Origin of the sequence: Alcanivorax quisquiliarum, from assembly GCF_023051175.1 — a bacterium.
In the GTDB taxonomy this organism is placed as follows: Bacteria; Pseudomonadota; Gammaproteobacteria; order Pseudomonadales; family Alcanivoracaceae; genus Isoalcanivorax; species Isoalcanivorax quisquiliarum.
The window spans coordinates 427,462-448,262 of record NZ_JALKII010000001.1 but is presented as its reverse complement, the minus strand read 5'-3'; the positions used below and the strand labels follow the sequence as shown (position 1 = coordinate 448,262).

The window sequence follows — 20,801 nt, the reverse complement described above, 5'->3', positions numbered from 1 at the left end:
ATACTGCGTGTATCAAGGGGGAAATGGCGTGCTCGATATCGTAATTGCCGGGGGCTGGTTGATGCTCCCCATTCTGCTGTGCTCGGCGGTGGCGCTGGCCATCGTGGCAGAACGGCTGTGGAGCCTGCGCCGTGCCCGCATCGCACCGCCAGAGCTGCTCGGCCAGGTACGTGGCAGCTGGCAGAAGAGCAAGGTTGATCGTGCTTATTTGCAGGCCCTGCGTGCCAATTCGCCGCTGGGGCGCATTCTGGCGGCCGGCCTGGCCTGCGCGGGTGCAAGCCGCGAGGTGACCAAGGAGCGGATCGAAGAAGCCGCGAACCAGGAAGTGCACGAGCTGGAGCGTTTTCTGAACACGTTGGGCACCATTGCCGCGATCACGCCGCTGATAGGGCTGTTGGGCACGGTGGTAGGCATGATCGATGTGTTCACCGTGATAATGTTGCAGGGCAGCGGCGATGCCAGCCAGTTTGCCGGCGGCATCTCCAAGGCGCTGATCACGACAGCGGCGGGCCTGACAGTGGCTATCCCGGCGCTGTTTTTCCATCGCTTTCTGGTACGGCGGGTGGATGAAATGACCGTTGGCATGGAGCAGGCGGCGGTGCAACTGCTGGACTGGATGCATGCGGCCAGTGAGTCGCCAGCCGGGGCCCGGAGCGCATCGTGAAGTTTCGCCGCCAGAGCAATGACAATGTGGAGATCAACCTGGCACCGCTGATCGATGTGGTGTTCTTGCTGCTGATTTTCTTTATGGTGACTACCACTTTTACACGCGAAACGCGGCTAGGGGTAGTGCTGCCCGAGGCGTCCGGCCAGCCGCGTGTGGAGGTGGCAGATCATGTTGAGGTCGTGATCGGCGCCGGTGGCGAGTATCTTGTCAACGGCGAACAGCTGCTCCGGCATGATGAGGCCACATTGCGCTCGGTGCTGTTGCCGCTGGCGCGCGCCGGCACCGACCGGCCGCTGGTCATCACCGCCGACGCCAGCAGCCCCCACCAGGCTGTGGTGCGTGTCATGGACGTGGCCGGGCAGCTGGGCTTCGTCAATATCACCATTACGACTCAGGCGCCGTCGGGCGGCTGAGGGCATTAGGAGCAAGCGTCAGTAATGACAACACCCCTGCAACAGGAGAACACCTGGCAAACCTACAAGCGGCTGCTGCGTTATACCCGGCGGCACGGCTGGGTGCTGGCGGGCAGTGTGCTGGGCTACCTGATTTATTCCGCAATGCAGCCACTCGTGGCGGAAATGATGCGGATAATCACCGAAACAATTGAAAATCCGACCCCCGAACGGGTGCTGCTGATCTGCATCGCGCCTTTTGTGATCAACCTGATTCAAGGTATTGGCCAGTTTATCGGCGCTTACTGTATTACCTGGGTGGGGCAGCGCATTGTCTATGATTTGCGCAACGAGACATTCCAGCATGTGCTGCGCCTGCCGACGCGGGAATATCAGAAAAGTGCTTCCGGGCGGCTGTTGTCACGGATCACCTACGATGCGCAGCAGGTCACCGCCGCAGGCACCGATGCGGTGACCATCATCCTGCGCGAGGGGCTGACCGTCATCGGGCTGCTTGGCTATCTGCTTTACAGCAACTGGAAGCTCACCATGATCCTGTTCACTGTCGGGCCGATCATCGCGCTGATGGTGAATTACATGAGCAAGCGTTTTCGGGCCATCAGCCGTCGCATCCAGGGCAGCATGGGCAATATCACCCAGTATCTGGGCGAGGCCATCGAGGGCAACCAGCCGGTGAAGATATTTGCTGGCCAGGCACTGGAAGAAGAGCGCTTCGAGCGCGCCAGCCGCCGTTTTCAGAAACAGCATGTGAAGATGGAAGTGAGCAAGGTGACGAGCACCGTCACAGTGCAATTGGTCGTCGCCATCGGCGTTGGCGTCATCACCTATCTCTACATTCAGATCATGGGCGAGGCGATCACGGTGGGAGAGTTCCTCGCCTTTATCGCCGCCGTGGCGTTGATTCAGAAACCCCTCAAGCAACTGACGGATGTGAACGTCAAGATTCAGCGCGGCGTGACCGGTGCGGCGTCGGTATTCGATCTGATGGATCGCGAAGCAGAGCCGGATATCGGCACGGTGCCGTTGCAGCGGGCCCGAGGGGACATCGTTTTCGACAAGGTGACGTTCGGCTACGCGCCAGATGCGCCGGTGTTGCGCGATCTGTCTTTTTCCGTATCGCCGGGTCAGACGCTGGCGATGGTGGGCCGCTCCGGTGCGGGCAAGAGCACCGTCGCTGCGCTGATCCCGCGTTTTTACGACCCCGATGCGGGCCAGATCCTGCTGGACGGGCAGCCGCTGACGGCCTACTCCCTGGCAGACTTGCGGCGCCAGATCGCCATGGTGACGCAAAAAGTCGTGCTGTTTAACGATACCATTCGCAACAATATCGCCTATGGCGAGCTGCGCTCCCGCTCCGAGGCGGAAATCATCCAGGCCGCCAAGGATGCCTACGCCTGGGATTTCATCAGCAAACTTGAGCACGGGCTGGATACCGAAGTCGGGCAGGACGGTATGCAGCTATCCGGTGGCCAGCGCCAGCGTCTGGCCATTGCACGGGCGTTGCTGAAAGACGCTCCGATCCTGATTCTCGACGAGGCAACGTCGGCACTGGACAACGAATCCGAGCACTATATCCAGCAAGCGCTGGAGCGCGTAATGAAAGGCCGCACGACCATCGTCATCGCGCATCGCCTGACCACCATCGAAAAAGCGGATCGTATTCTGGTGATGGATCAGGGCCAGGTGGTGGAAAGTGGCACGCATGAAGAACTGCTCGCCCAGGGCGGCCAATACGGCCAGTTGCACCAGATGAATTTTGCGGATCACTGACGCCATGAAAGGCCAGCTGGCGGCGTGGGTGAATACGGCCTGGTATGGCGGCACACGCTGGCTGCTGCCACTGGCGCCGCTGGCGCGCCTGACCGGCTGCATCGCGGCCCGACGGCTGCGCCGGTTCCGGGCACGCAACGAGCGGCCGCCGGTGCCGGTGCTGGTGGTAGGCAATATTACCGTAGGTGGCACCGGCAAAACGCCGTTGGTTGCTGCACTCTGCAAGGCAGCGGCCGAGCTGGGGTTGTCGGTGGTGGTCATTTCCCGCGGCTACGGTGCGCGGCCACCCAGCTGGCCCTGGCGGATCGACCCGTACCAGCCGGCCTCGCTCAACGGTGACGAGCCGTTGCTGCTGGCGCAATTGACAGGCGCGCCCGTCATCATCGATCCGCAACGCCGCCGTGCCTTGCAGGCCGCCGTCGCGTTGCAGCCGGATCTGGTGATCAGTGACGACGGGCTTCAGCACTACCCATTGCCGCGCACCGCCGAGCTGGTGGTGCTGGATGGCGTGCGCGGGTTGGGCAACGGGCTGTGTTTGCCGGCCGGGCCGTTGCGTGAGCCGGCGACGCGATTGCAGGAGGTAGACTGGCTAGTGGTCAACGGCGGCGCGCACAGCGCCTGGCCGGGCGCTACGCCGATGCAGCTGGTGCCCGACGGCGTGGTCAACGCCGTGACCGGGCAGCAACTCTCGCTGGAGCAATTCACGCGGCAGTTTGTTGCTGTACACGCCGCGGCTGGCATCGGGCATCCGGAACGGTTTTTCTCGGTGCTGACTCGTGCCGGGCTGCAAGTATCGCCCCATGTGTTGCCGGATCATTATGTATTCCAGCCGGGTGATCTCGATTTTCCCGGCACGCTGCCCGTGGTGATCACCGAAAAAGATCTGGTCAAATGCGATCATTTTGTTACCGAGCGGGTCTGGGTATTACCGGTGCGTGCCGAGTTGCCCCCTGGCTTTGCGGGCACAGTGCTGCGCACGTTGGTGGAGCGGCATCAGCGCGGTGCGCAGAGCGCGCAGTAGTTTCGGCCAGGCCCGCAGCGCGTGTGCGGTGCTGTCAGATCAGGATGCATTGCCAATCAACCGACGCTATCAATGAACAGGCGCGGGCAATGAACAGGCACCGGCAATCAGCAGACACTGCCGATCAAGAGATGTGAACGATGACTTTTCGCATTGTTATTCCCGCACGTTTTGGCGCCAGCCGCCTGCCGGGCAAGCCGCTGGCCGATATCGGCGGCAAGCCGATGGTGGTGCACGTTCGCGAGCGCTGCCTTGAGAGCGGCGCCGATGAGGTCTGGGTGGCTACCGATGACGAGCGCATCGCGGTCGCCGTGCAGGCCCACGGCGGGCAGGTACTGATGACGCGCCCGGATCACCCCTCCGGCACGGATCGCTTGCAGGAAGTGGCGGCGCAGTTGGACCTTGCCGATGACGACATCATCGTCAATGTGCAAGGCGACGAGCCGCTGATTCCTCCCGCCGTGATCGACCAGGTGGCGGCCAACCTGGCCGCACACCCCGGTTTTGGTATCGCCACCTTGTGCGAGCCGATCACCACCGGCACCGAGCTGTTCAACCCGAATGCGGTGAAAGTGGTGTTCGACGTGCATGGCCGGGCGCTGTATTTCAGCCGCGCACCAATCGCCTGGCACCGTGATGCGTTCGCCGACGGCGCGCCGGGAGAAACGCTTCCCGAAGGGCAATGGTGGCGCCATATCGGCATCTATGCCTATCGCACCGGGCTGTTGAATCGCTATGTGGGCTGGTCGCCGGCGCCGCTGGAAAAGGCCGAATCGCTGGAGCAGCTGCGGGCCATGTATCATGGTGTGCCGATCCACGTCGCACCGGCCTGCGAAACCGTACCCGGTGGCGTGGATACCGAAGCAGATCTGCTGCGCATGCGTTCCCTGATTGGAGAAGGTCAGTGACTATTTCAGTGTTGTTTGTTTGCCTGGGCAATATCTGCCGCTCCCCCACCGCCGAGGCGGTGCTGCGCCAGCGGGTGCAGGCGAGCGGCCTGGCGGACGGGCTGCACATCGACAGCGCCGGCACGGGCGACTGGCATATCGGCAAGGCGCCCGACCCCCGTTCGCAAGTGGCCGCACTTGAGCGCGGCTATGATCTTTCGACGCTGCGCGCGCGCCAGGTCAGTGCCGCCGATTTCGAGCGGTTCGATTACATCCTTGCCATGGATCAGGCCAACCTGAGTGATCTGCAAGCCATGCAGCCAAAGGGCTTCGATGGCCATCTGGGGCTGTTCCTTGCCTTTCACCCCGGTGACGTGGCCGCCGAAGTGCCTGATCCCTACTACGGCGAGAGCGACGGGTTCGGCCATGTGCTTGATCTGGTCGAGGCAGCCAGCGACGGCCTGTTGGCGCACCTGCGTGATACCCACCGGTTGCAGGCTTGATGGACGTCCGCGCCGACTATCCTCTGGACAATCTGAATACCCTGCGCCTGCCGGCAAGGGCGCAGTGGTACGCTGAGCCCGCTTCCACGGAGGCGCTGGTGGCGTTACTGCGGGAACCCCGCTGGCGTGGTGTGCCGCGCACGGTGCTCGGCGGCGGCAGCAATCTGGTGCTGGCAGGGGATATCAGCGGGCTGGTGATCAGGCCGATGATGCGTGGGCTGCGAGAGCTGCCCGGCGGGTTGCTGGAAGTGCAGGCGGGTGAAGAATGGGATAGCGTCGTGGCGCGATCCATCGAGGCCGGCTGGCAAGGGCTGGAAAATCTGTCATTGATCCCCGGCAGCGCCGGTGCCGCGCCGGTGCAAAACATCGGTGCCTACGGCGTCGAGCTATGCCATCACCTGGCCGGGCTGGAAGCAGTGTCCCTGCAGAATGGCCAGATTCACCACTTCACCGCCGAGCAGTGCGATTTCGGCTACCGCGAAAGCCGTTTCAAGAGCGCCGAGCCGGGGCAATGGCTGATCACACGCTTGCAGCTGCGGCTGAACCGGGCGCCAGTGTTGCAGCTTGGTTATGCCGATCTGTCGGAGCGATTTGCGGCGCTACCGGAAAGCGGCCGCAATGCGGCCGGGCTGCGGCAGGTCATCTGCCAGCTGCGGCGTGAAAAACTGCCTGATCCCGCCGCGCTACCCAATGCGGGCAGTTTCTTCAAGAATCCGGTTGTCGAGGCCGCGCACTGGGCGGCTTTGCGCGAGCGCTTTCCGGCCATCGTCGGGTATCCGCAGGCGGATGGCAGGGTGAAACTCGCTGCCGGCTGGCTGATTGAACAGGCAGGCTGGAAAGGCCGCCGCCATGGCCCGCTGGGCATGCACGAGCGGCAGGCGCTGGTGCTGGTCAATCATGGCGGGGCGAGCGGCGCCACGGTGCTGGCGTTCGCAGAGGCAGTGCGCGAGAGTGTGCAGACGATGTTTCAGGTACAGCTTGAGCAGGAGCCCGTCACGCTGGGTTCTCCTGGCCAGGCTCTTCAGGCCAGGCGCTCCAGCCCGGCTGGCCCGCCCGGTGCTCCGGGCGGAGATATCATAACCAATGCTTGAGGATACGGCTCAACGCCCCCCAGCGATTGATCAATAGTGCGAGAAAAATAAGCGCACAGCCGCTCAGTTGCGCGGCGCTCATCGTTTCCCCGAACCAGAAGGCGCCGAACAGCGCTACCCATATGGGCTCCAGCACCAGGATCACCACGCCGTGGCTGTGATTGGACAGGCTTTGCGCATAGGTTTGCACAAAAAAACGCGCTGCCGTGGCAATCAGCGCACTGGCTAGCAGCCAGCCGATCAGATCAGGCTGGAAGGTGGTCAGGGTAGGGCGCCAGGGTTCGGTGAGCAGTGACAGCGCACCCGTCAGCAAGCCGACCGTGATAAGCGCCAGCGAGGTCAGGCCGAGCACCGGGATTTTCTCACGCTGGGACAGGCCCTCGGCCGTGGCCACGGTCTGCGGGTTGGCCGCACGCGTATTGAGGGTGAAATACAAAGCGAAAATCAGCGCCGACGACAGAAAAAACAGCTGCCCGGCTTCCGGCCGAAAGCGCCCGCTGTCCAGCGCCAGCATAGCCAGCCCGCCGATTGCCACCGGTAACGCCAGCCAGGTCGTCGGCGGCGGAATCTCCTTGAAGATCAGCCGCGCAATCACCGGCACCATCACCACGGCCAGGCTGGCGAGGAAGGCGCCTTCGCCCAGATGCTTGCCGAAATGCAGCCCCATGACCCAGCAGCTCATGCCCAGGCCGAACACCAGCCCGACGCGGAGGCTGCGAATGATCTGATCGGCAGACATGCGGCGCAATTGACGCAGGCCGATCAGCGCCAGCAACATGCCAGCCAGCAGAAAGCGCAGGCACATGAACAGCAGCGGCGGCATCAACAGGATCGCCTCGCGGGAAAACACCCAGCCTGCGGCGGCCAGCACGGTTACCAGCACTAATGACAGATCAGATTTGGCGGCGTTGGAAAGCGGCACCTGTGGCCTCGGCGTGGATACACAGACGAATGGTTCTGTGGCGCGTGCAGGGTAGCACAACGGCACCCAGGCTACAGCGGGCGGATCAGCGCCAGCGCCTCGCGAAACGCCGGATGGTCGCCGTGCCGGAGCCACTCGAAGCCGGCCATTTCGGCGCTGATCAGAGTAGCCCCTGCGGCTTTCAGGCGGCCGAGTGCCAGCGCGTGGTCTTCGGGCCGTCGGCTGGCGCAAGCGTCGGTAACGATCCAGGCCCGGTAGCCGCCTGCCAATACCCCCATCGCGGTTTGCAACATGCACACATGCGTCTCGCAGCCGGCAATGACGATATCATCCCGTTGCCCCGGCAGTGCTTCGAGCAGGCCATCGGCACAGGCATCAAAAGACTGCTTCGTCACGATCTGCTGGCAAAGCGGGCGTAACGGCGGCGTGGTTTCGCCAAGCTTGGCAGGGTAATGCTCCGTGGCGAGTATCGGCACGTCAGCCAACTGCGCCAGCTGTGCGAGGCGAACAGCTTGCGACACGGCGCGCTCGGCACCGGACAACGCGGGCAGCAGCCGGGGCTGATAATCCACCAGCACCAATGTCGAGGTTTCGGCATTCAACAGCATCTCGGCTCCCTCATCAGGTCAGGCAGCATTGCTTGAGCTTGCGCCCGCTGCCACAGGGGCAGCGATCATTACGGCCAGGGTGCAGCCGCGTCCAGACGGCGTCTCCATCATGATAGCGCCAGTGGCCATCCTGTTTTATGAATCGGGACAATTCGGCAAGCTGGTGCCACTCGTCGCCTTGCTGGCTGACGGCCCGGAAACGCACCGTTCCGCTACTGCTATCGCTAGCGGCCTGCGGGGCTGCTTCGATCGCCAGATGGCGCCAGCGCACGTCGGCGTCAAGTGTCAGCGAGGCCGGGCGTGTCAGGGGATGCCAGCTTTGTAGCAGATAATCGACGTTGCCCATGGCGAAGGCGCTATAGCGGGAGCGCATCAATGCTTCGGGCGAGGGTGCGGGCGCGCCCCGATGCAATGGCTGGCAGCAATCACCATAAAGAGATGCTGAGCCACAGGGGCAAGGGGATTCCGGGCGAGCGTCCGAGCAAGAGTTCGAGCAAGAGTTGGAATAAGTCTTCATGGCTGCATTGTAGCGCTGTTCCAGGATTGAAAAGCAAGCTGACATCAACCTGATGGCAAACACCTGTGGTGTCATTCTGGCAGCTCTGAAAAGCAAAAAAACACAGTTTCCCGCGCCGCATGAATGCTCTATAACAGGGTATCGAGGACTGGATGCGGAGCATGACGTGTCAAAGCTGTTGCCAGAGGTAGACCCCGACGGGCTGCTGGAATATTCCGTGGTCTTCACCGACCGTGCGCTGAACCATATGTCGAAACTGTTTCAGCAAGTGATGCGTGATATCTCGGCAACACTGAGGCAAGTTTATAATGCCGATGGCGTCGCGCTGGTGCCGGGCGGCGGCACCTTCGCCATGGAGGCGGTGGCGCGACAATTTGCAACGGGCCGCAAATGTCTGGTGATTCGCAACGGCTGGTTCAGTTTTCGCTGGAGCCAGATATTTGAAGCCGGCGCAATTCCCGCAGAAGAAATCGTGCTCAAGGCACGGCGTATCAGCAGCGAGGAAAACGCACCGTACGCGCCCCCGCCGATAGCGGAAGTGGTCGCCGCAATTCAGGCGGAGCAACCGGATCTGGTGTTTGCGCCGCAGGTGGAAACAGCCTCCGGCATCTTGCTGCCGGATGGCTATTTGCGCCAGATGGCCGAAGCGGTTCACGCCTACGGCGGCATGTTGGTGCTGGATGCTATCGCCGCCGGCACTGTCTGGCTGGATATGAAAGCGGTGGGCGTGGATGTTCTGATCAGTGCACCACAAAAAGGCTGGAGCGCCTCGCCGTCTTGCGGCCTGGTGATGTTGAGCGAACGTGCGCTCGCTCGTATTGATGACACGCAAAGCACAAGTTTTGCGTGCGATTTGCGCAAGTGGCTACACATCATGCAGGCGTACGAAAACGGTGGCCATGCGTACCATGCCACGCTGCCCACCGATGCGCTGAAATGCCTGCGAGATGCCATGCGCGATACCGAAGCGTTCGGCTTCGAGCGTGCCCGTGAAGCACAGTTCGAGCTGGGGCGCCGTGTGCGTGACATGCTGGCAGCGCGTGGTATTGCCAGTGTGGCTGCGCCCGGTTTCGAGGCGCCGGGCGTGGTGGTCAGCTACACCCGCGATGCAGGGATTCACAACAGCAGCCGGTTTGCGGAGCAGGGGCTGCAAACCGCAGCGGGTGTGCCGCTGCAATGCGACGAACCGCCGAGTTTTAAAACCTTCCGTGTGGGGCTTTTCGGGCTGGATAAATTGGGCAACATCGAGCGCACTGTGGCGCAGCTTGAACAGGGGCTTGAGCGGGCATTGGCCGAGATCGAATGAGGCGCCGCATCAGCAAACAAAAAACCCGGCGATTGCCGGGTTTTTTGTTGGAGCTGCGCAGACTCAGAGGGCTTGTGCCACCGGAATCTTGACGCTGTCGGCCACGGTCTGGTAATCCGCAATCTGATCGAAATTCAGGTAGCGGTAAATATCCGCCGCCATTGAATCGATGCTTGCTGCGTATTCCATGTACTCGCCCACGGTCGGCAGTTTGCCCATTACGGCGGCGACTGCGGCCAGCTCGGCAGAGGCCAGGTAAACGTTGGCGCCCTGTCCGAGGCGGTTGGGGAAGTTCCGTGTGGAGGTGGAAACCACCGTGGTGTTGGGCGCAACGCGCGCCTGGTTGCCCATGCACAGCGAGCAGCCCGGCATTTCGGTGCGCGCACCGGCCCGGCCATAGATGTTGTAGTAGCCTTCGTTGGAAAGCTGCTGCTGATCCATCTTGGTCGGCGGTGCCAGCCACAGACGTGTGCTCAACGAGCCACCGGGCACATTTTCCAGCAGCTTGCCGGCTGCGCGGAAGTGGCCGATGTTGGTCATGCAGGAACCGATGAACACTTCGTCGATCTTGTCGCCAGCGACTTCAGACAATTTCTTGGCATCGTCCGGGTCGTTCGGGCAGCACAGGATCGGCTCGCTGATTTCAGCCAGATCGATCTCGATCACTTCGGCATATTCGGCATCGGCGTCAGCGCGCATCAGCGACGGATTGGCCAGCCACTCTTCCATCTTGGTGATGCGACGCTCGATGGTTCGTGCATCGCCGTAGCCATTGGCAATCATCCACTTCAGCAGCGTGATGTTCGACTTCAGATATTCCGCCACGCTTTCTTCCGAAAGGGTGATAGTGCAGCCTGCGGCAGAGCGCTCGGCGGAAGCATCAGACAGCTCGAACGCCTGTTCCACGGTGAGGTGCTCAAGGCCCTCGATTTCCAGGATGCGGCCGTTGAAGACGTTCTTCTTGCCTTGCTTCTCGACAGTGAGCAGCCCTTTCTGGATCGCATAATAGGGAATTGCGTGTACCAGATCGCGCAGGGTGATACCCGGCTGCATCTTGCCTTTGAAGCGCACCAGCACAGATTCCGGCACGTCCAGCGGCATCACGCCCGTGGCGGCAGCAAAGGCCACCAGGCCAGAACCGGCGGGGAAGGAAATGCCCAGCGGGAAGCGGGTGTGAGAATCACCGCCGGTACCGACAGTATCCGGCAGCAACATGCGGTTCAGCCAGCTGTGGATGATGCCGTCGCCGGGGCGCAAGGAGACGCCGCCACGGTTCATGATGAAGTCAGGCAGGGTGTGGTGGGTTTCCACATCCACCGGCTTGGGGTAGGCGGCAGTGTGGCAGAACGACTGCATGACCAGATCGGCAGAAAAGCCCAGGCAGGCGAGGTCTTTCAGCTCGTCGCGGGTCATCGGGCCGGTGGTGTCCTGAGAGCCCACGGTGGTCATCTTCGGCTCGCAATACATGCCGGGGCGAACGCCCGGCAGGCCGCATGCCTTGCCGACCATCTTCTGCGCCAGCGTGTAGCCCTTGCCGGTGTCAGCCGGCTGTTGCGGCTTGCGGAACAGATCGGATTCCGGCAGACCGAGCGACTCACGCGCCTTGGTGGTCAGGCCACGGCCGATGATCAGGTTGATCCGGCCGCCTGCGCGCACTTCGTCCAGCAGTACCTGAGACTTCAGCTCGAATGTGCTCAGCACCTCGTCAGTGCCGTGGCGGGTAATCTTGCCTTCGTACGGGTAGATGTCGATGACATCGCCCATGTTCAGGTTGGCAACGTCTGTTTCAAAGGGCAGGGCACCGGAGTCTTCCATGGTGTTGAAGAAGATCGGAGCGATCTTGCTGCCAATGCAGATGCCACCCTGGCGCTTGTTGGGCACGTAGGGAATGTCGTCGCCGGTAAACCAGAGCACCGAGTTGGTGGCTGATTTACGGCTGGAGCCGGTGCCGACCACATCGCCCACATAGGCGACCGTGTGGCCTTTGGCTTTCAGAGCGTCGATCTGTTTGATCGGCCCGATTTCACCAGGCTTGTCCGGATTGATGCCATCGCGCTCGTTCTTCAGCATGGCATTCGCGTGCAGCGGAATATCCGGGCGGCTCCAGGCATCCTGTGCCGGCGACAGATCATCGGTGTTGGTTTCGCCGGTCACCTTGAACACGGTGACGGTCAGCTTTTCCGGCACTTCCGGCTTGCTGGTGAACCACTCGCCAGCAGCCCAGGAATCCAGCACAGCCTTGGCGTAGGTGTTGCCGGCCTTGGCTTTTTCTTCCACATCGTGGAACGCATCGAACACCAGCAGCGTGTGTTTCAGCGCCTCGGCTGCGATGGCGGCAACTGCTTCGTCATCCAGCAGGTGAACCAGCGGCTCGACGTTGTAGCCACCCTGCATCGTGCCCAGCAGCTTGGTGGCCAGCTCACGGTTGATCAGGGGAGATTCGGCTTCGCCCTTGGTGATTGCGGCAAGGAACGCCGCCTTGACGTACGCGGCCTGGTCGACGCCGGGCGGTACGCGGTTGCTGAACAGATCCAGCAGGAATTCTTCTTCGCCCTGGGGCGGGTTTTTCAGCAGTTCCACCAGCTCGGCGACTTGCTGTTCATTCAGTGGCTTCGGCGGTACGCCTTCGGCGGCGCGTTCTTCCACATGTTTGCGATAGGCTTCAAGCACTGCGCATCCCTCGTATCGTGACTGCCCGATTTCTTTTGGAAATCAAGCGCCTGGGGTGTGTTTCGGGGTTGTTACGGCGCGCGGATTATACTCTTTTGCGAGGCTTTCCGAAAGGGGCAGGTGCGAACTCACCGATACAGTCTGGCGGCGCCTTCCGGGCGGCGGCGAAAGCGTTTGTAGCTCCACAAATACTGTTCCGGCATTTCCATGATCAGCGTTTCGATGCTGCGGTTGAGCGCCGGCAGCGCCTTATCCAGATCGGCGTCATAAAGCGCCGGCTCCGGCTCTCGCAGCACGATCCGGTAGCCTTCGCTGCCCGGCAGCCGCCTTGCGCTGGCCACGAACACGCGGGCCCCGGTCTGCTGAATCAGCCGGGCGCTCAGTGTTGCGGTGTAAGCCGGCCGGCCGAAGAACGGCACAAAGCGGCCGCTGCGCCGGTCTGGCACCTGATCGGGCAGGATGGCGGTGAGCACAGCGGATTTCTTCAATGCACGCACCAGGCTGACGACCCCGCGTGGCGTGGCCGGATACATGACAGTGCCGAAGTGCTCGCGGCTACCGCGTACCAGCCGGTCTACGGCCGGCAGGCCGGAAGGGTTGTACATGGCGTGCAACGGGTAATGTTCGCTCAGCCAGAAGTTCAGCACCTCCCAGCAGCCGAGATGTGGCACCAGCAGCAGCACGGGGCGGCCCTCCGCGAGCGTCTGCCGCAGGGCATCTTCGCCCTCCACGCCCTTGACCAGATCAAGCGCCAGAGCAGGGCGGTGCCAGACCAGCCCCAGCTCGGTGCTGCCCTTGCCGGTTTCACGCAGCGAAAGACGCACCAGCCGCCGCTGCTCTGCGGCAGGCAGCTCAGGGAAACAGTAGGCAATATTGGCCTGGCTGATGGCGCGAGCCTCCGAGGGCAGCCACCAGAGCAATGTGCCGATCAGGCTGCCGAGCGCCCGGTTCAGGGGCAGCGGCAGCCCGCTCATGAAGCGCAGAACGAGCGTGGCAAGGCGGCCCTTGATGGCCTGGCTGCGGGGGGAGCTTCTTCTACCCATATCGAGAATCGTGCCTGCCGCGGGTGAGGGGCGGGCATTATGGCCTCAAACCGGTGCCGAAGTCAGCGCAGCCCGCCGCCCCGAGGCGCGCTGTTATATACTCCCCGCCTTTCGGACATAGCAAAGAGTGGCTGCGATGCAGGATATCAGTGCTGTTCAGGCGTTCCTTGCCTGCCCGACTCCGGACGCCTGGATCGGTTGGGCGTTATCACACGAGCATCTGTTGCTGGTGGATCACGCCCATTGCGAGAAAAAAGCGGCCTCCACCGCATTGAATTTGATGTTCCGCTACGTCGATCGGCCCGAATTGCTGGATGCGCTTAGTCAGCTGGCCCGTGAAGAGTTGCTGCATTTCGAGCAGGTGCTGGGGTTGCTGCGCAAGCGTGGGCTGCCTTATATCCATCTCTCGCCGTCGCGCTACGCCAGCAGCTTGCGCAGCCATATGCGCAGCAGCGAGCCGGAGCGGCTGGTGGATGTGTTGATCATCGGCGCCTTTATCGAGGCCCGTTCCTGCGAGCGCTTTGCAGCACTGGCGCCGCATGTGGATGAAGAGCTGGGGCGCTACTATCGTTTTCTGCTGAAAAGCGAATCCCGGCATTTCGAAGACTATTTAAGGCTGGCGCAGCTCTATGCCGAGGCGGACATCCAGCCGCGTGTGGCAGAGTTTGCCGATATCGAAGCGCAGTTGATCACAGCCGCCGACAGCGAGTTTCGTTTCCATTCGGGGGTGCCGGCAACCGCCTGACCCAGCCCTGCAGTGAGTGCTCAGTGCGGCGGTGAAGAAGGCAAACTGCTGACTTGGTAGTCAATATTGGCGTCTTGTTCAGGTGTAGCGGCTGGGCTATTCTCCGGAGACGGTATGGCTACAACTTTATTATGACAAAAAGCGGCCATGCTCATGACAATAATATCAGAGGCTCCCGGGAGAGTGCCCCATGAGAAAGACAAGCAAAGCCCTGGCAATGCTGACGGTACTGCCGCTGGCGTTTGCCTTGCAGGGCTGCGGTGGTGAAGATTCCAAGGTGCGCGTCACGCCGCCTTCGCAAGACCATGTTTTGTATCAGCCAGGGACACACCCACGATTTGATCCGGGTGGTTCTGACCTGCCCTTCAACAACGATCTGATTTTCCTCACACCAGCGAACTCCGAAGGCGATGCCTTCGACGGCACCGCGAACATCGCGCAGCCTTCCAACCCGGTGATCGATGCGGTCAATGCGCTCGACGGGTTTTCCACCAACGCACCGTTCGACATTCTGATCAGTGGTAGCGTCAATCCGGCCTCGGTGATCGGTGGTGCCACGGTTTTTCTGGTGGAGCTGACCTCGAACGGCGAGGTACTTGATCCGGGCAATATCACCGGCGTCGCCGGCCTTGCGGAGATTGATGCAGAAGTGATCTCGGTGGATGGTGGCGTGAATAATGCGATTCGCATTATTCCGAAGGAGCCGCTGCAGCCTGCTACAAAGTATCTGGTGTTTGTCACCAATAACGTGGTCGACGCGCAAGGCGAGCCACTGACCACCTCGTGGGCCTACAACGCGCTGCGCGGTGATTCCTTCAATGCGACCGGCGCACTGGCAACGGTGCGTCAACTCGTTCGTGCCTGGGACGGCATTGCCGGTAGCGTACTGGTTGCGGGCAGTGGTGGTCTGCTGCCACTGGAAGATGCAATTGAATCAGTGGTGATCGCCTACACGTTCACCACCACCGACCCGATCACACCACTGCTGGCCATGGCCGCACCGCGTGCCGCGCTGGTGCAGGCTGCGGTCAACGATTTTGGTATCCCGCCCGCGGACGCGGTTGGCATGGTGCAGATTCTGGACAGCCAGGTGACGCTCAGCACACCGCAGCCACGGGAGCTGGGCATCGCCATGCAGACCGAGATCGACCTGAGTGTGCTGACTGGCGGCCTGTTGCCGGCAGATGTCGGTTACCTGTACACCGGCTTTATCAAGCTGCCGTACTACCTTGATGCACCACAGCAGGGGGGTGATACCAGCTATACCCGGAGCAGCTGGTCGGCCGACCAGACGCTGGGCTATGCGTTGGGCGCAGGGCTGCCGGGCGCGCCGGCGCTGCCGCCGTCGGATGTGGATGGCACCACCTATAACGTCACCTACCGTTATCCGTTTGCCGGCCAGAAGGGTACGGAATCCGTGCCGTTGCAGGTGACCTTGCCGGATGCCGCCAATACGCCAGCGTATCTGGGTGGTGCAACCTGTGGTATGGCCTATGGCGCCTCGGGTTATCCGGTGGTGATTTACGCGCATGGTATCACCAGCGATCGTTCTTCGGTGGTCACGCTGGCTCACTCGCTGGCGGATAACTGTGTGGCGACCGTTTCAGTCGATCTGCCACTGCACGGTGTGTCTCCGACAAGCAGTTTTGCCGTGCTGAACGTGGAAAGCTCGCCGATGATACCGTTTGACCTGCTCTACGGTGTGGATGCACCGAGGGAGCGCTTCTTCAACGATCCGGGCGGCTCAGGTGCGCAGTTCATCAATCTGGCGAATCTGACCAATACCCGCGACAACCTGCGTCAGGGTGTGATGGATCTGTTGAACCTGAATGCCAGTCTCGACGAGATCAGTATGCAACTGGATGCGCAGGGCCTTGGCGCACTGGACACCAGTAACGTCAAGGTGGTGGGTGTTTCGCTGGGCGGCATGGTGGCTTCTGTGATGACCACCATCAACCAGATGGCGATTGGCGCGGAGGCGGCGACGGTTGCATTTGCCTCCAACCTCAATCCGATCAGCGGTCTGGCCGCTTCTGTGGCGGGCACCCAGCTCACACAGATACTGCTGAACTCGGATACCTTTGGCCCGGTCATTCGTGGCGGGTTGGCCGATGCCGGCGTGGTGCCTGGCAGTGTCAACTTCGAGCGTTTCATTTTCGCGGCGCAGAGCACGGTGGATTCGGCTGATCCCGTGAACTTCGCCGCGACACTCGGTGCCTTGGGCGTGCCGGTGCTGCTCCAGCAGGTTAACGGCGATACTGTGGTGCCGAATGAGGCTCCTGGCCTTCCACTTGCTGCGACAGCAGGGCTGATAAAGTTGACGGGCGCAAGCCAGTCTGGCCCATCGCCGGCTCCGGTAGACATGGCTTCTGCACCGGGTGTGGTGAAAATGCTCAATGGCGGCCATGGTTCGCTGCTTGATCCGAGTGCTGGTTTGTCGGTCACCACGGAAATGCAGGCCCAGGTGGTATCTTTCGTGATATCGGGTGGCGCGCAAGTGGCGGTGGGCGCTGGCTCGCCTGCTGATGTGGAGGCGCCCTGATCGCGCTACGCAGGGCTTTCGTAGCAGGTGCTGTGAAAGCCTTGTAACGCATAAAGGTAGCTGCACAAAACCTGGCTGAAACAAATAAGCCCGCGTTCGCGGGCTTATTTGTTTGTCTGGTTTTCGGCTGGTATTGCGGGCCGCCCCGCTAACGGTCGCACTGGACGGAGAGCGAATATTTGCCTCGGCTCAGTGCGGACCCTGCACTCCTGCGGCGAGTGCAAAGCTGGCGGCCTAGCTGGCAATGCCCCCTGGGGCTTGCCAGGTTTGCGCAAAGAAGATAGCTGAATCAGACAGTGCTGGCAGTGTGGTGCGCCGCAAGAGAGCTAGATCGCGAAGCTCTCCAACCGCAACCCCTTCGCCTGATCCGCCACAATCTGCCAGCCCGATGCCCCCCAGTCCCCCAGCACCCAGCGTTTGCCGCTGCCGCTCGCCAGAGCGACATCATGCACGGCCGGGCGATGTGTATGGCCATGAATCAGATGCAGAACGCCGGCTTCGTCCATCACGCGCACCACTTCCTCCGGTGTGACATCCATGATGTTCTGCGCTTTGTTGGCGTTGTTCTGCATACTTTGCATGCGCATCATCTGTGCGATCATGCGGCGCTGCTCCAACGGTTTGGCGAGCATGTCCGCCTGCCACGCCGGGTCGCGCACCTGAGCGCGAAACGCCATGTATTTTTCGTCGCCGGTGCACAGGCTGTCGCCATGCATCAGCAGCGCGGCGGTGCCGTAGAGATCCACCACGGTGCCTTCATCGAGCAGCGTGCCGCCGGTGGCCTCTGCGAAAGCCGGGCCCAGCAGGAAATCGCGGTTGCCGTGCATGAAAAACAAGGCGCTGCCACTGTCACTGAAATCGCGAAACACCTTGATGGCCGCCTGATTGAACTCGGTGTCGTCATCGTCGCCGATCCAGGTTTCGAACAGATCGCCGAGCACATAAAGGGCATCACAGCCCTTGTGGCGAGCCAGCAGCTGCTCCAGTGCTGTCAGGTGTTCCGGCCGGGCGGCATCAAGATGCAGATCGGAAATAAAGAGCGTGTAGGTCATTCTGTCTCGGCCGCTGCTGTTGCATCGTCTTCTGCCAGCCGGGCAATGCTGCGGATGATGACCGGGCGATTCGGCACGTCACTGGCCGGCATACCATTGAGCGTGCCGCGCCCGGTGGGCAGGGCGCTGATGCGATCCACCACATCCATGCCTTTGACCACTTTGCCAAACACGGCGTAACCCCAGCCGGAAGCGTTTTCACCACGGTGATCCAGGTTGGGGTTGTTGACCGTATTGATGAAAAACTGGCTGGTGGCGGAGTGCGGGTCACTGGTGCGCGCCATGGCAAGGGTGCCGCGCAGGTTCCGCAAGCCGTTGTTGGCTTCGTTGGTGATCGGCGCCAGAGTGTCTTTTTGCTGATAGTCGCGGGTAAAGCCACCGCCCTGAATCATGAAGCGGGGAATGACCCGGTGAAAAACAGTGCCGTCGTAGTGCCCCTGATCGACGTACTGCAAGAAGTTGGCCACCGTCACAGGCGCTTTATCCTGATGCAGCTCGATCACTACTGTGCCTTCGCTGGTTTCCATGGTGACTTGCGGGTTGTCAGCCGTGGCGGCCAAGGGTAGTAGCAGGGCGAGGCTCAGAAACAGGCGGCGCATGGGGTTGTCTCCTTTATCCGGTAAGCCATTATCTGGCAGGCCATTGTCGGGGCAGGCCGTCATTATTCGATTTATGGCCATCGGGCCGCTAATGAGCGGCCCTGGCCGGGTCGGGTAACGATTACTCTTCGATCAGCTCGGCTTTTTCGATCAGCACGGTTTCCAGCGGGACATCCTGGTGAAAACCCTTGTTGCCGGTGGCGACTGCCTTGATGCGATTGAGCACTTCTTCGCCTTCGATCACTTTGCCGAACACCGCATAGCCCCAGCCATCCTGGCTGCGTGCCTTGTCCAGAAAGTGGTTATCCACCACATTGATAAAGAACTGCGCTGTGGCAGAATGTGGATCGGAGGTGCGCGCCATGGCCACCGTGCCGGTTTCATTGGAAAGCCCGTTGTGCGATTCATTCTGAATCGGCGCACGGGTGGTTTTCTGTTCCATGGATTCGGTGAAGCCGCCCCCCTGGATCATGAAATTGCTGATCACACGGTGGAAAATAGTGCCATCGTAGAAACCCTCCCGGACATACTGCGCGAAGTTGGCCACTGTTTCCGGGGCGCGTTCGCTATCGAGGCTAATGACAATGGTGCCATAGGTGGTGCTCAGTGCGGCTTTCATCAAACCGTCCTCCTGCTTTGACTGACTGGGGGCGCACTGTACACTAGCGCCCCCGCTGACCGGAACTGTTCAGGCCCGTTCCGGGCCGGTTTCCCGTTTTCGCATCCTGCCACAGGACGTTGTAAATCGCATGACTGATCGCGCAGAAACGCCGACCAATTTCATTCGTCAGATCATTGACCGGGATCTGGCCGAGGGCAAGCATGATGGCAAGGTGGTAACCCGCTTCCCACCGGAGCCGAACGGCTACCTGCATATCGGCCATGCCAAATCGATCTGCCTCAATTTCAGCATCGCCGAGAGCTATGGTGGAGTGTGTCATCTCCGATTTGACGACACCAACCCGGAAACGGAATCCGAAGAATACGTGGAGGCCATCCAGCGGGATGTGGCCTGGCTGGGTTGGCAGTGGCACGGCGAGGTGCGCTATGCCTCGGATTACTTTGATCTGTTGCACGACTGCGCAGTGGAGCTGGTTCGTCTCGGCCTGGCGTATGTGGATACCCAGCGCCCCGAAGAGATTGCCCGCCAGCGTGGCGATTTCACCACGCCGGGGCAGGACAGCCCGTTCCGTGAGCGGCCGGTGGAAGAAAGCCTGGCGCTGTTCGCGCGTATGCGGCAAGGCGAGTTCGAGGAAGGCGAGGCAGTGCTGCGCGCCAAAATTGACATGCGCTCGCCGAACATGAACATGCGCGATCCGATTCTGTATCGGATTCGCAAGAAAACGCACCATCAGACCGGCGATAAATGGTGCATCTACCCGATGTACGATTTTACCCACCCGATCTCGGATGCGGTGGAAGGCATCACCCACAGTCTGTGCACGCTGGAATTCGAGGCGCACCGCCCGCTGTATGACTGGACGCTGGACAAGCTCGAAGGCTTCCTGGCCAGTCGCGACAGCATCCCTGCGCGGCCAAGGCAGTATGAATTTGCCCGTCTGAACCTGAACTACACCGTTACCAGCAAGCGCAAGCTCAAGCAGCTGGTAGATGAGAAATACGTGTCCGGCTGGAATGATCCGCGGATGCCGACCATCTCCGGCCTGCGCCGGCGCGGCTATACGCCAGCGGCGATCCGTCGGTTCTGTGACATGGTGGGCGTGGCACGGGCGGATTCCGTGGTCGATATGGGGATGCTGGAATCGGCAGTGAGGGATGATCTCAATGCCACCGCGCCGCGTGCCATGTGTGTGCTCAAGCCCCTGAAGCTGGTGATCGAGAACTGGCCAGAAGGCCATGTGGAAATGCTTTCAGCGCCGCTGCATCCACAGAACGAGGAAATGGGCAGTCGCGAGGTGCCCATGGCACGCGAAGTGCTGATCGACCAGGCGGATTTTCAGGAACAGGCCAACAAGAAATTCAAGCGCCTGGTATTGGGTGATGAAGTACGGCTGCGCTACGGCTATGTGATTCGCGCAACAGAAGTGATCCGCGATGCCGCTGGCGAGATCAGCGAAGTGCGTTGCACTTATGATCCCGAGACGTTGGGCCGCAACCCGGAAGGTCGCAAGGTGCGAGGCGTCATCCACTGGGTGTCAGCGGAGCATAGTGTGCCGTGCGAAGTGCGCATGTATGAGCGCCTGTTCACCGAGGCGTCGCCAGACCGGATGGAGGAGGGCGTGTTGTCGGTGGTCAACCCGGAGTCTCTGCAAGTGATGAGCGAATGCCGGGTCGAGCCGGCCCTTGCTGGCGCCTCGCCGGGCAGCCGTTTCCAGTTCGAGCGGGAAGGGTATTTCTGTGTTGATGAGGACAGCGAGCCGGAGCGGCTGGTATTCAACCTGACGGTGGGGTTGCGCGAGTCGTTCTGACAGCGTGGCGTTGCCT

The 20,801-nt window shown here is 61.4% G+C and carries 19 protein-coding genes; 11 read left to right on the top strand and 8 right to left on the bottom strand.

All coding sequences use genetic code 11. The annotated features are described in order from the left end of the window. The first annotated feature begins 28 nt into the window (after positions 1-28). From MU846_RS02060 to murB, 7 genes are all read left to right on the top strand, one after another. Positions 29-664: a MotA/TolQ/ExbB proton channel family protein gene (locus tag MU846_RS02060; protein ID WP_246947727.1), complete on the top strand. Its 636-nt coding sequence runs from the start codon at positions 29-31 to the stop codon at positions 662-664. Beyond that, positions 661-1,080, top strand: coding sequence for an ExbD/TolR family protein (locus MU846_RS02055; RefSeq protein ID WP_246947725.1), 420 nt, complete (start codon positions 661-663; stop codon positions 1,078-1,080). Before MU846_RS02060 ends, MU846_RS02055 begins: the two co-directional genes overlap by 4 nt. A gap of 24 nt (positions 1,081-1,104) precedes the next feature. Beyond that, the gene (gene msbA / locus MU846_RS02050; RefSeq protein WP_246947723.1) at positions 1,105-2,850 is read left to right on the top strand and encodes a lipid A export permease/ATP-binding protein MsbA; all 1,746 of its coding nucleotides are present in this window, start codon (positions 1,105-1,107) and stop codon (positions 2,848-2,850) included. A 4-nt stretch (positions 2,851-2,854) separates the two neighbouring features. Further along, positions 2,855-3,871, top strand: a complete 1,017-nt coding sequence (gene lpxK, locus MU846_RS02045) for a tetraacyldisaccharide 4'-kinase (RefSeq protein WP_246947721.1) — start codon at positions 2,855-2,857, stop codon at positions 3,869-3,871. Positions 3,872-4,011: 140 nt separating this feature from the next. Continuing rightward, a complete protein-coding gene (gene kdsB / locus MU846_RS02040) occupies positions 4,012-4,779 on the top strand; it encodes a 3-deoxy-manno-octulosonate cytidylyltransferase (protein ID WP_246947719.1) in 768 nt (255 codons plus the stop codon). After that, positions 4,776-5,261 (top strand): low molecular weight protein-tyrosine-phosphatase, encoded by a 486-nt coding sequence (locus MU846_RS02035; RefSeq protein ID WP_246947718.1) that lies wholly within the window; start codon positions 4,776-4,778, stop codon positions 5,259-5,261. Before kdsB ends, MU846_RS02035 begins: the two co-directional genes overlap by 4 nt. After that, positions 5,261-6,352 (top strand): UDP-N-acetylmuramate dehydrogenase, encoded by a 1,092-nt coding sequence (murB, locus tag MU846_RS02030; protein ID WP_246947717.1) that lies wholly within the window; start codon positions 5,261-5,263, stop codon positions 6,350-6,352. Before MU846_RS02035 ends, murB begins: the two co-directional genes overlap by 1 nt. On the opposite strand, the gene MU846_RS02025 is transcribed toward murB, so the two are convergent. The 3 genes from MU846_RS02025 to MU846_RS02015 all read right to left on the bottom strand — a co-directional run bounded on the left by MU846_RS02025 (position 6,336) and on the right by MU846_RS02015 (position 8,255). After that, positions 6,336-7,274 (bottom strand): DMT family transporter, encoded by a 939-nt coding sequence (locus MU846_RS02025; RefSeq protein WP_246947716.1) that lies wholly within the window; start codon positions 7,272-7,274, stop codon positions 6,336-6,338. The two genes, murB and MU846_RS02025, sit on opposite strands and share 17 nt — an antisense overlap. A gap of 71 nt (positions 7,275-7,345) precedes the next feature. Continuing rightward, positions 7,346-7,882, bottom strand: a complete 537-nt coding sequence (locus MU846_RS02020) for an isochorismatase family protein (RefSeq protein WP_246947715.1) — start codon at positions 7,880-7,882, stop codon at positions 7,346-7,348. A 13-nt stretch (positions 7,883-7,895) separates the two neighbouring features. Next, positions 7,896-8,255, bottom strand: coding sequence for a YchJ family protein (locus MU846_RS02015; RefSeq protein ID WP_371738466.1), 360 nt, complete (start codon positions 8,253-8,255; stop codon positions 7,896-7,898). Positions 8,256-8,565: 310 nt separating this feature from the next. On the opposite strand from MU846_RS02015, the gene MU846_RS02010 reads away from it, so the two are divergent. Then, on the top strand, positions 8,566-9,705 hold the full coding sequence (locus MU846_RS02010; protein ID WP_246947714.1) for an aminotransferase class V-fold PLP-dependent enzyme: 1,140 nt from the start codon (positions 8,566-8,568) through the stop codon (positions 9,703-9,705). A 63-nt stretch (positions 9,706-9,768) separates the two neighbouring features. On the opposite strand, the gene acnB is transcribed toward MU846_RS02010, so the two are convergent. Continuing rightward, entirely contained in the window at positions 9,769-12,375 is a 2,607-nt protein-coding gene (gene acnB / locus MU846_RS02005; RefSeq protein ID WP_246947713.1) for a bifunctional aconitate hydratase 2/2-methylisocitrate dehydratase, read from the bottom strand. A gap of 128 nt (positions 12,376-12,503) precedes the next feature. After that, positions 12,504-13,418 (bottom strand): lysophospholipid acyltransferase family protein, encoded by a 915-nt coding sequence (locus MU846_RS02000; protein ID WP_246947711.1) that lies wholly within the window; start codon positions 13,416-13,418, stop codon positions 12,504-12,506. A gap of 136 nt (positions 13,419-13,554) precedes the next feature. Here MU846_RS02000 and MU846_RS01995 point away from each other — a divergent pair, with 136 nt between their 5' ends. Together MU846_RS01995 and MU846_RS01990 are read left to right on the top strand one after the other, a co-directional pair. Then, positions 13,555-14,163, top strand: a complete 609-nt coding sequence (locus tag MU846_RS01995) for a MiaE family protein (RefSeq protein WP_246947709.1) — start codon at positions 13,555-13,557, stop codon at positions 14,161-14,163. A gap of 190 nt (positions 14,164-14,353) precedes the next feature. Further along, positions 14,354-16,705 (top strand): hypothetical protein, encoded by a 2,352-nt coding sequence (locus MU846_RS01990; protein ID WP_246947707.1) that lies wholly within the window; start codon positions 14,354-14,356, stop codon positions 16,703-16,705. Between the two features lie 326 nt (positions 16,706-17,031). Here the strand turns inward: MU846_RS01990 and MU846_RS01985 are convergent, their stop codons facing one another. The 3 genes from MU846_RS01985 to MU846_RS01975 form a co-directional block, all read right to left on the bottom strand. After that, positions 17,032-17,757, bottom strand: coding sequence for a UDP-2,3-diacylglucosamine diphosphatase (locus tag MU846_RS01985; protein ID WP_246947705.1), 726 nt, complete (start codon positions 17,755-17,757; stop codon positions 17,032-17,034). After that, positions 17,754-18,356, bottom strand: a complete 603-nt coding sequence (locus MU846_RS01980) for a peptidylprolyl isomerase (RefSeq protein WP_246947704.1) — start codon at positions 18,354-18,356, stop codon at positions 17,754-17,756. The genes MU846_RS01985 and MU846_RS01980 overlap by 4 nt, the downstream gene beginning before the upstream one ends. 121 nt (positions 18,357-18,477) lie before the next feature. Then, positions 18,478-18,975, bottom strand: coding sequence for a peptidylprolyl isomerase (locus MU846_RS01975; RefSeq protein ID WP_246947703.1), 498 nt, complete (start codon positions 18,973-18,975; stop codon positions 18,478-18,480). A 130-nt stretch (positions 18,976-19,105) separates the two neighbouring features. Here MU846_RS01975 and MU846_RS01970 point away from each other — a divergent pair, with 130 nt between their 5' ends. Then, positions 19,106-20,785, top strand: coding sequence for a glutamine--tRNA ligase/YqeY domain fusion protein (locus tag MU846_RS01970; RefSeq protein ID WP_246947702.1), 1,680 nt, complete (start codon positions 19,106-19,108; stop codon positions 20,783-20,785). Positions 20,786-20,801 lie beyond the last annotated feature (16 nt).

Bases quoted from the DNA above. Each gene is read 5' to 3' on its own strand.
- msbA (WP_246947723.1), top strand. From the start codon at position 1,105: ATGACAACACCCCTGCAACAGGAGAACACCTGGCAAACCTACAAGCGG.
- lpxK (WP_246947721.1), top strand. From the start codon at position 2,855: ATGAAAGGCCAGCTGGCGGCGTGGGTGAATACGGCCTGGTATGGCGGC.
- kdsB (WP_246947719.1), top strand. From the start codon at position 4,012: ATGACTTTTCGCATTGTTATTCCCGCACGTTTTGGCGCCAGCCGCCTG.
- murB (WP_246947717.1), top strand. From the start codon at position 5,261: ATGGACGTCCGCGCCGACTATCCTCTGGACAATCTGAATACCCTGCGC.
- MU846_RS02020 (WP_246947715.1), bottom strand. From the start codon at position 7,882: ATGCTGTTGAATGCCGAAACCTCGACATTGGTGCTGGTGGATTATCAG.
- MU846_RS02015 (WP_371738466.1), bottom strand. From the start codon at position 8,255: ATGCGCTCCCGCTATAGCGCCTTCGCCATGGGCAACGTCGATTATCTG.
- MU846_RS02000 (WP_246947711.1), bottom strand. From the start codon at position 13,418: ATGGGTAGAAGAAGCTCCCCCCGCAGCCAGGCCATCAAGGGCCGCCTT.
- MU846_RS01995 (WP_246947709.1), top strand. From the start codon at position 13,555: ATGCAGGATATCAGTGCTGTTCAGGCGTTCCTTGCCTGCCCGACTCCG.
- MU846_RS01990 (WP_246947707.1), top strand. From the start codon at position 14,354: ATGAGAAAGACAAGCAAAGCCCTGGCAATGCTGACGGTACTGCCGCTG.
- MU846_RS01985 (WP_246947705.1), bottom strand. From the start codon at position 17,757: ATGACCTACACGCTCTTTATTTCCGATCTGCATCTTGATGCCGCCCGG.
- MU846_RS01980 (WP_246947704.1), bottom strand. From the start codon at position 18,356: ATGCGCCGCCTGTTTCTGAGCCTCGCCCTGCTACTACCCTTGGCCGCC.
- MU846_RS01975 (WP_246947703.1), bottom strand. From the start codon at position 18,975: ATGAAAGCCGCACTGAGCACCACCTATGGCACCATTGTCATTAGCCTC.
- MU846_RS01970 (WP_246947702.1), top strand. From the start codon at position 19,106: ATGACTGATCGCGCAGAAACGCCGACCAATTTCATTCGTCAGATCATT.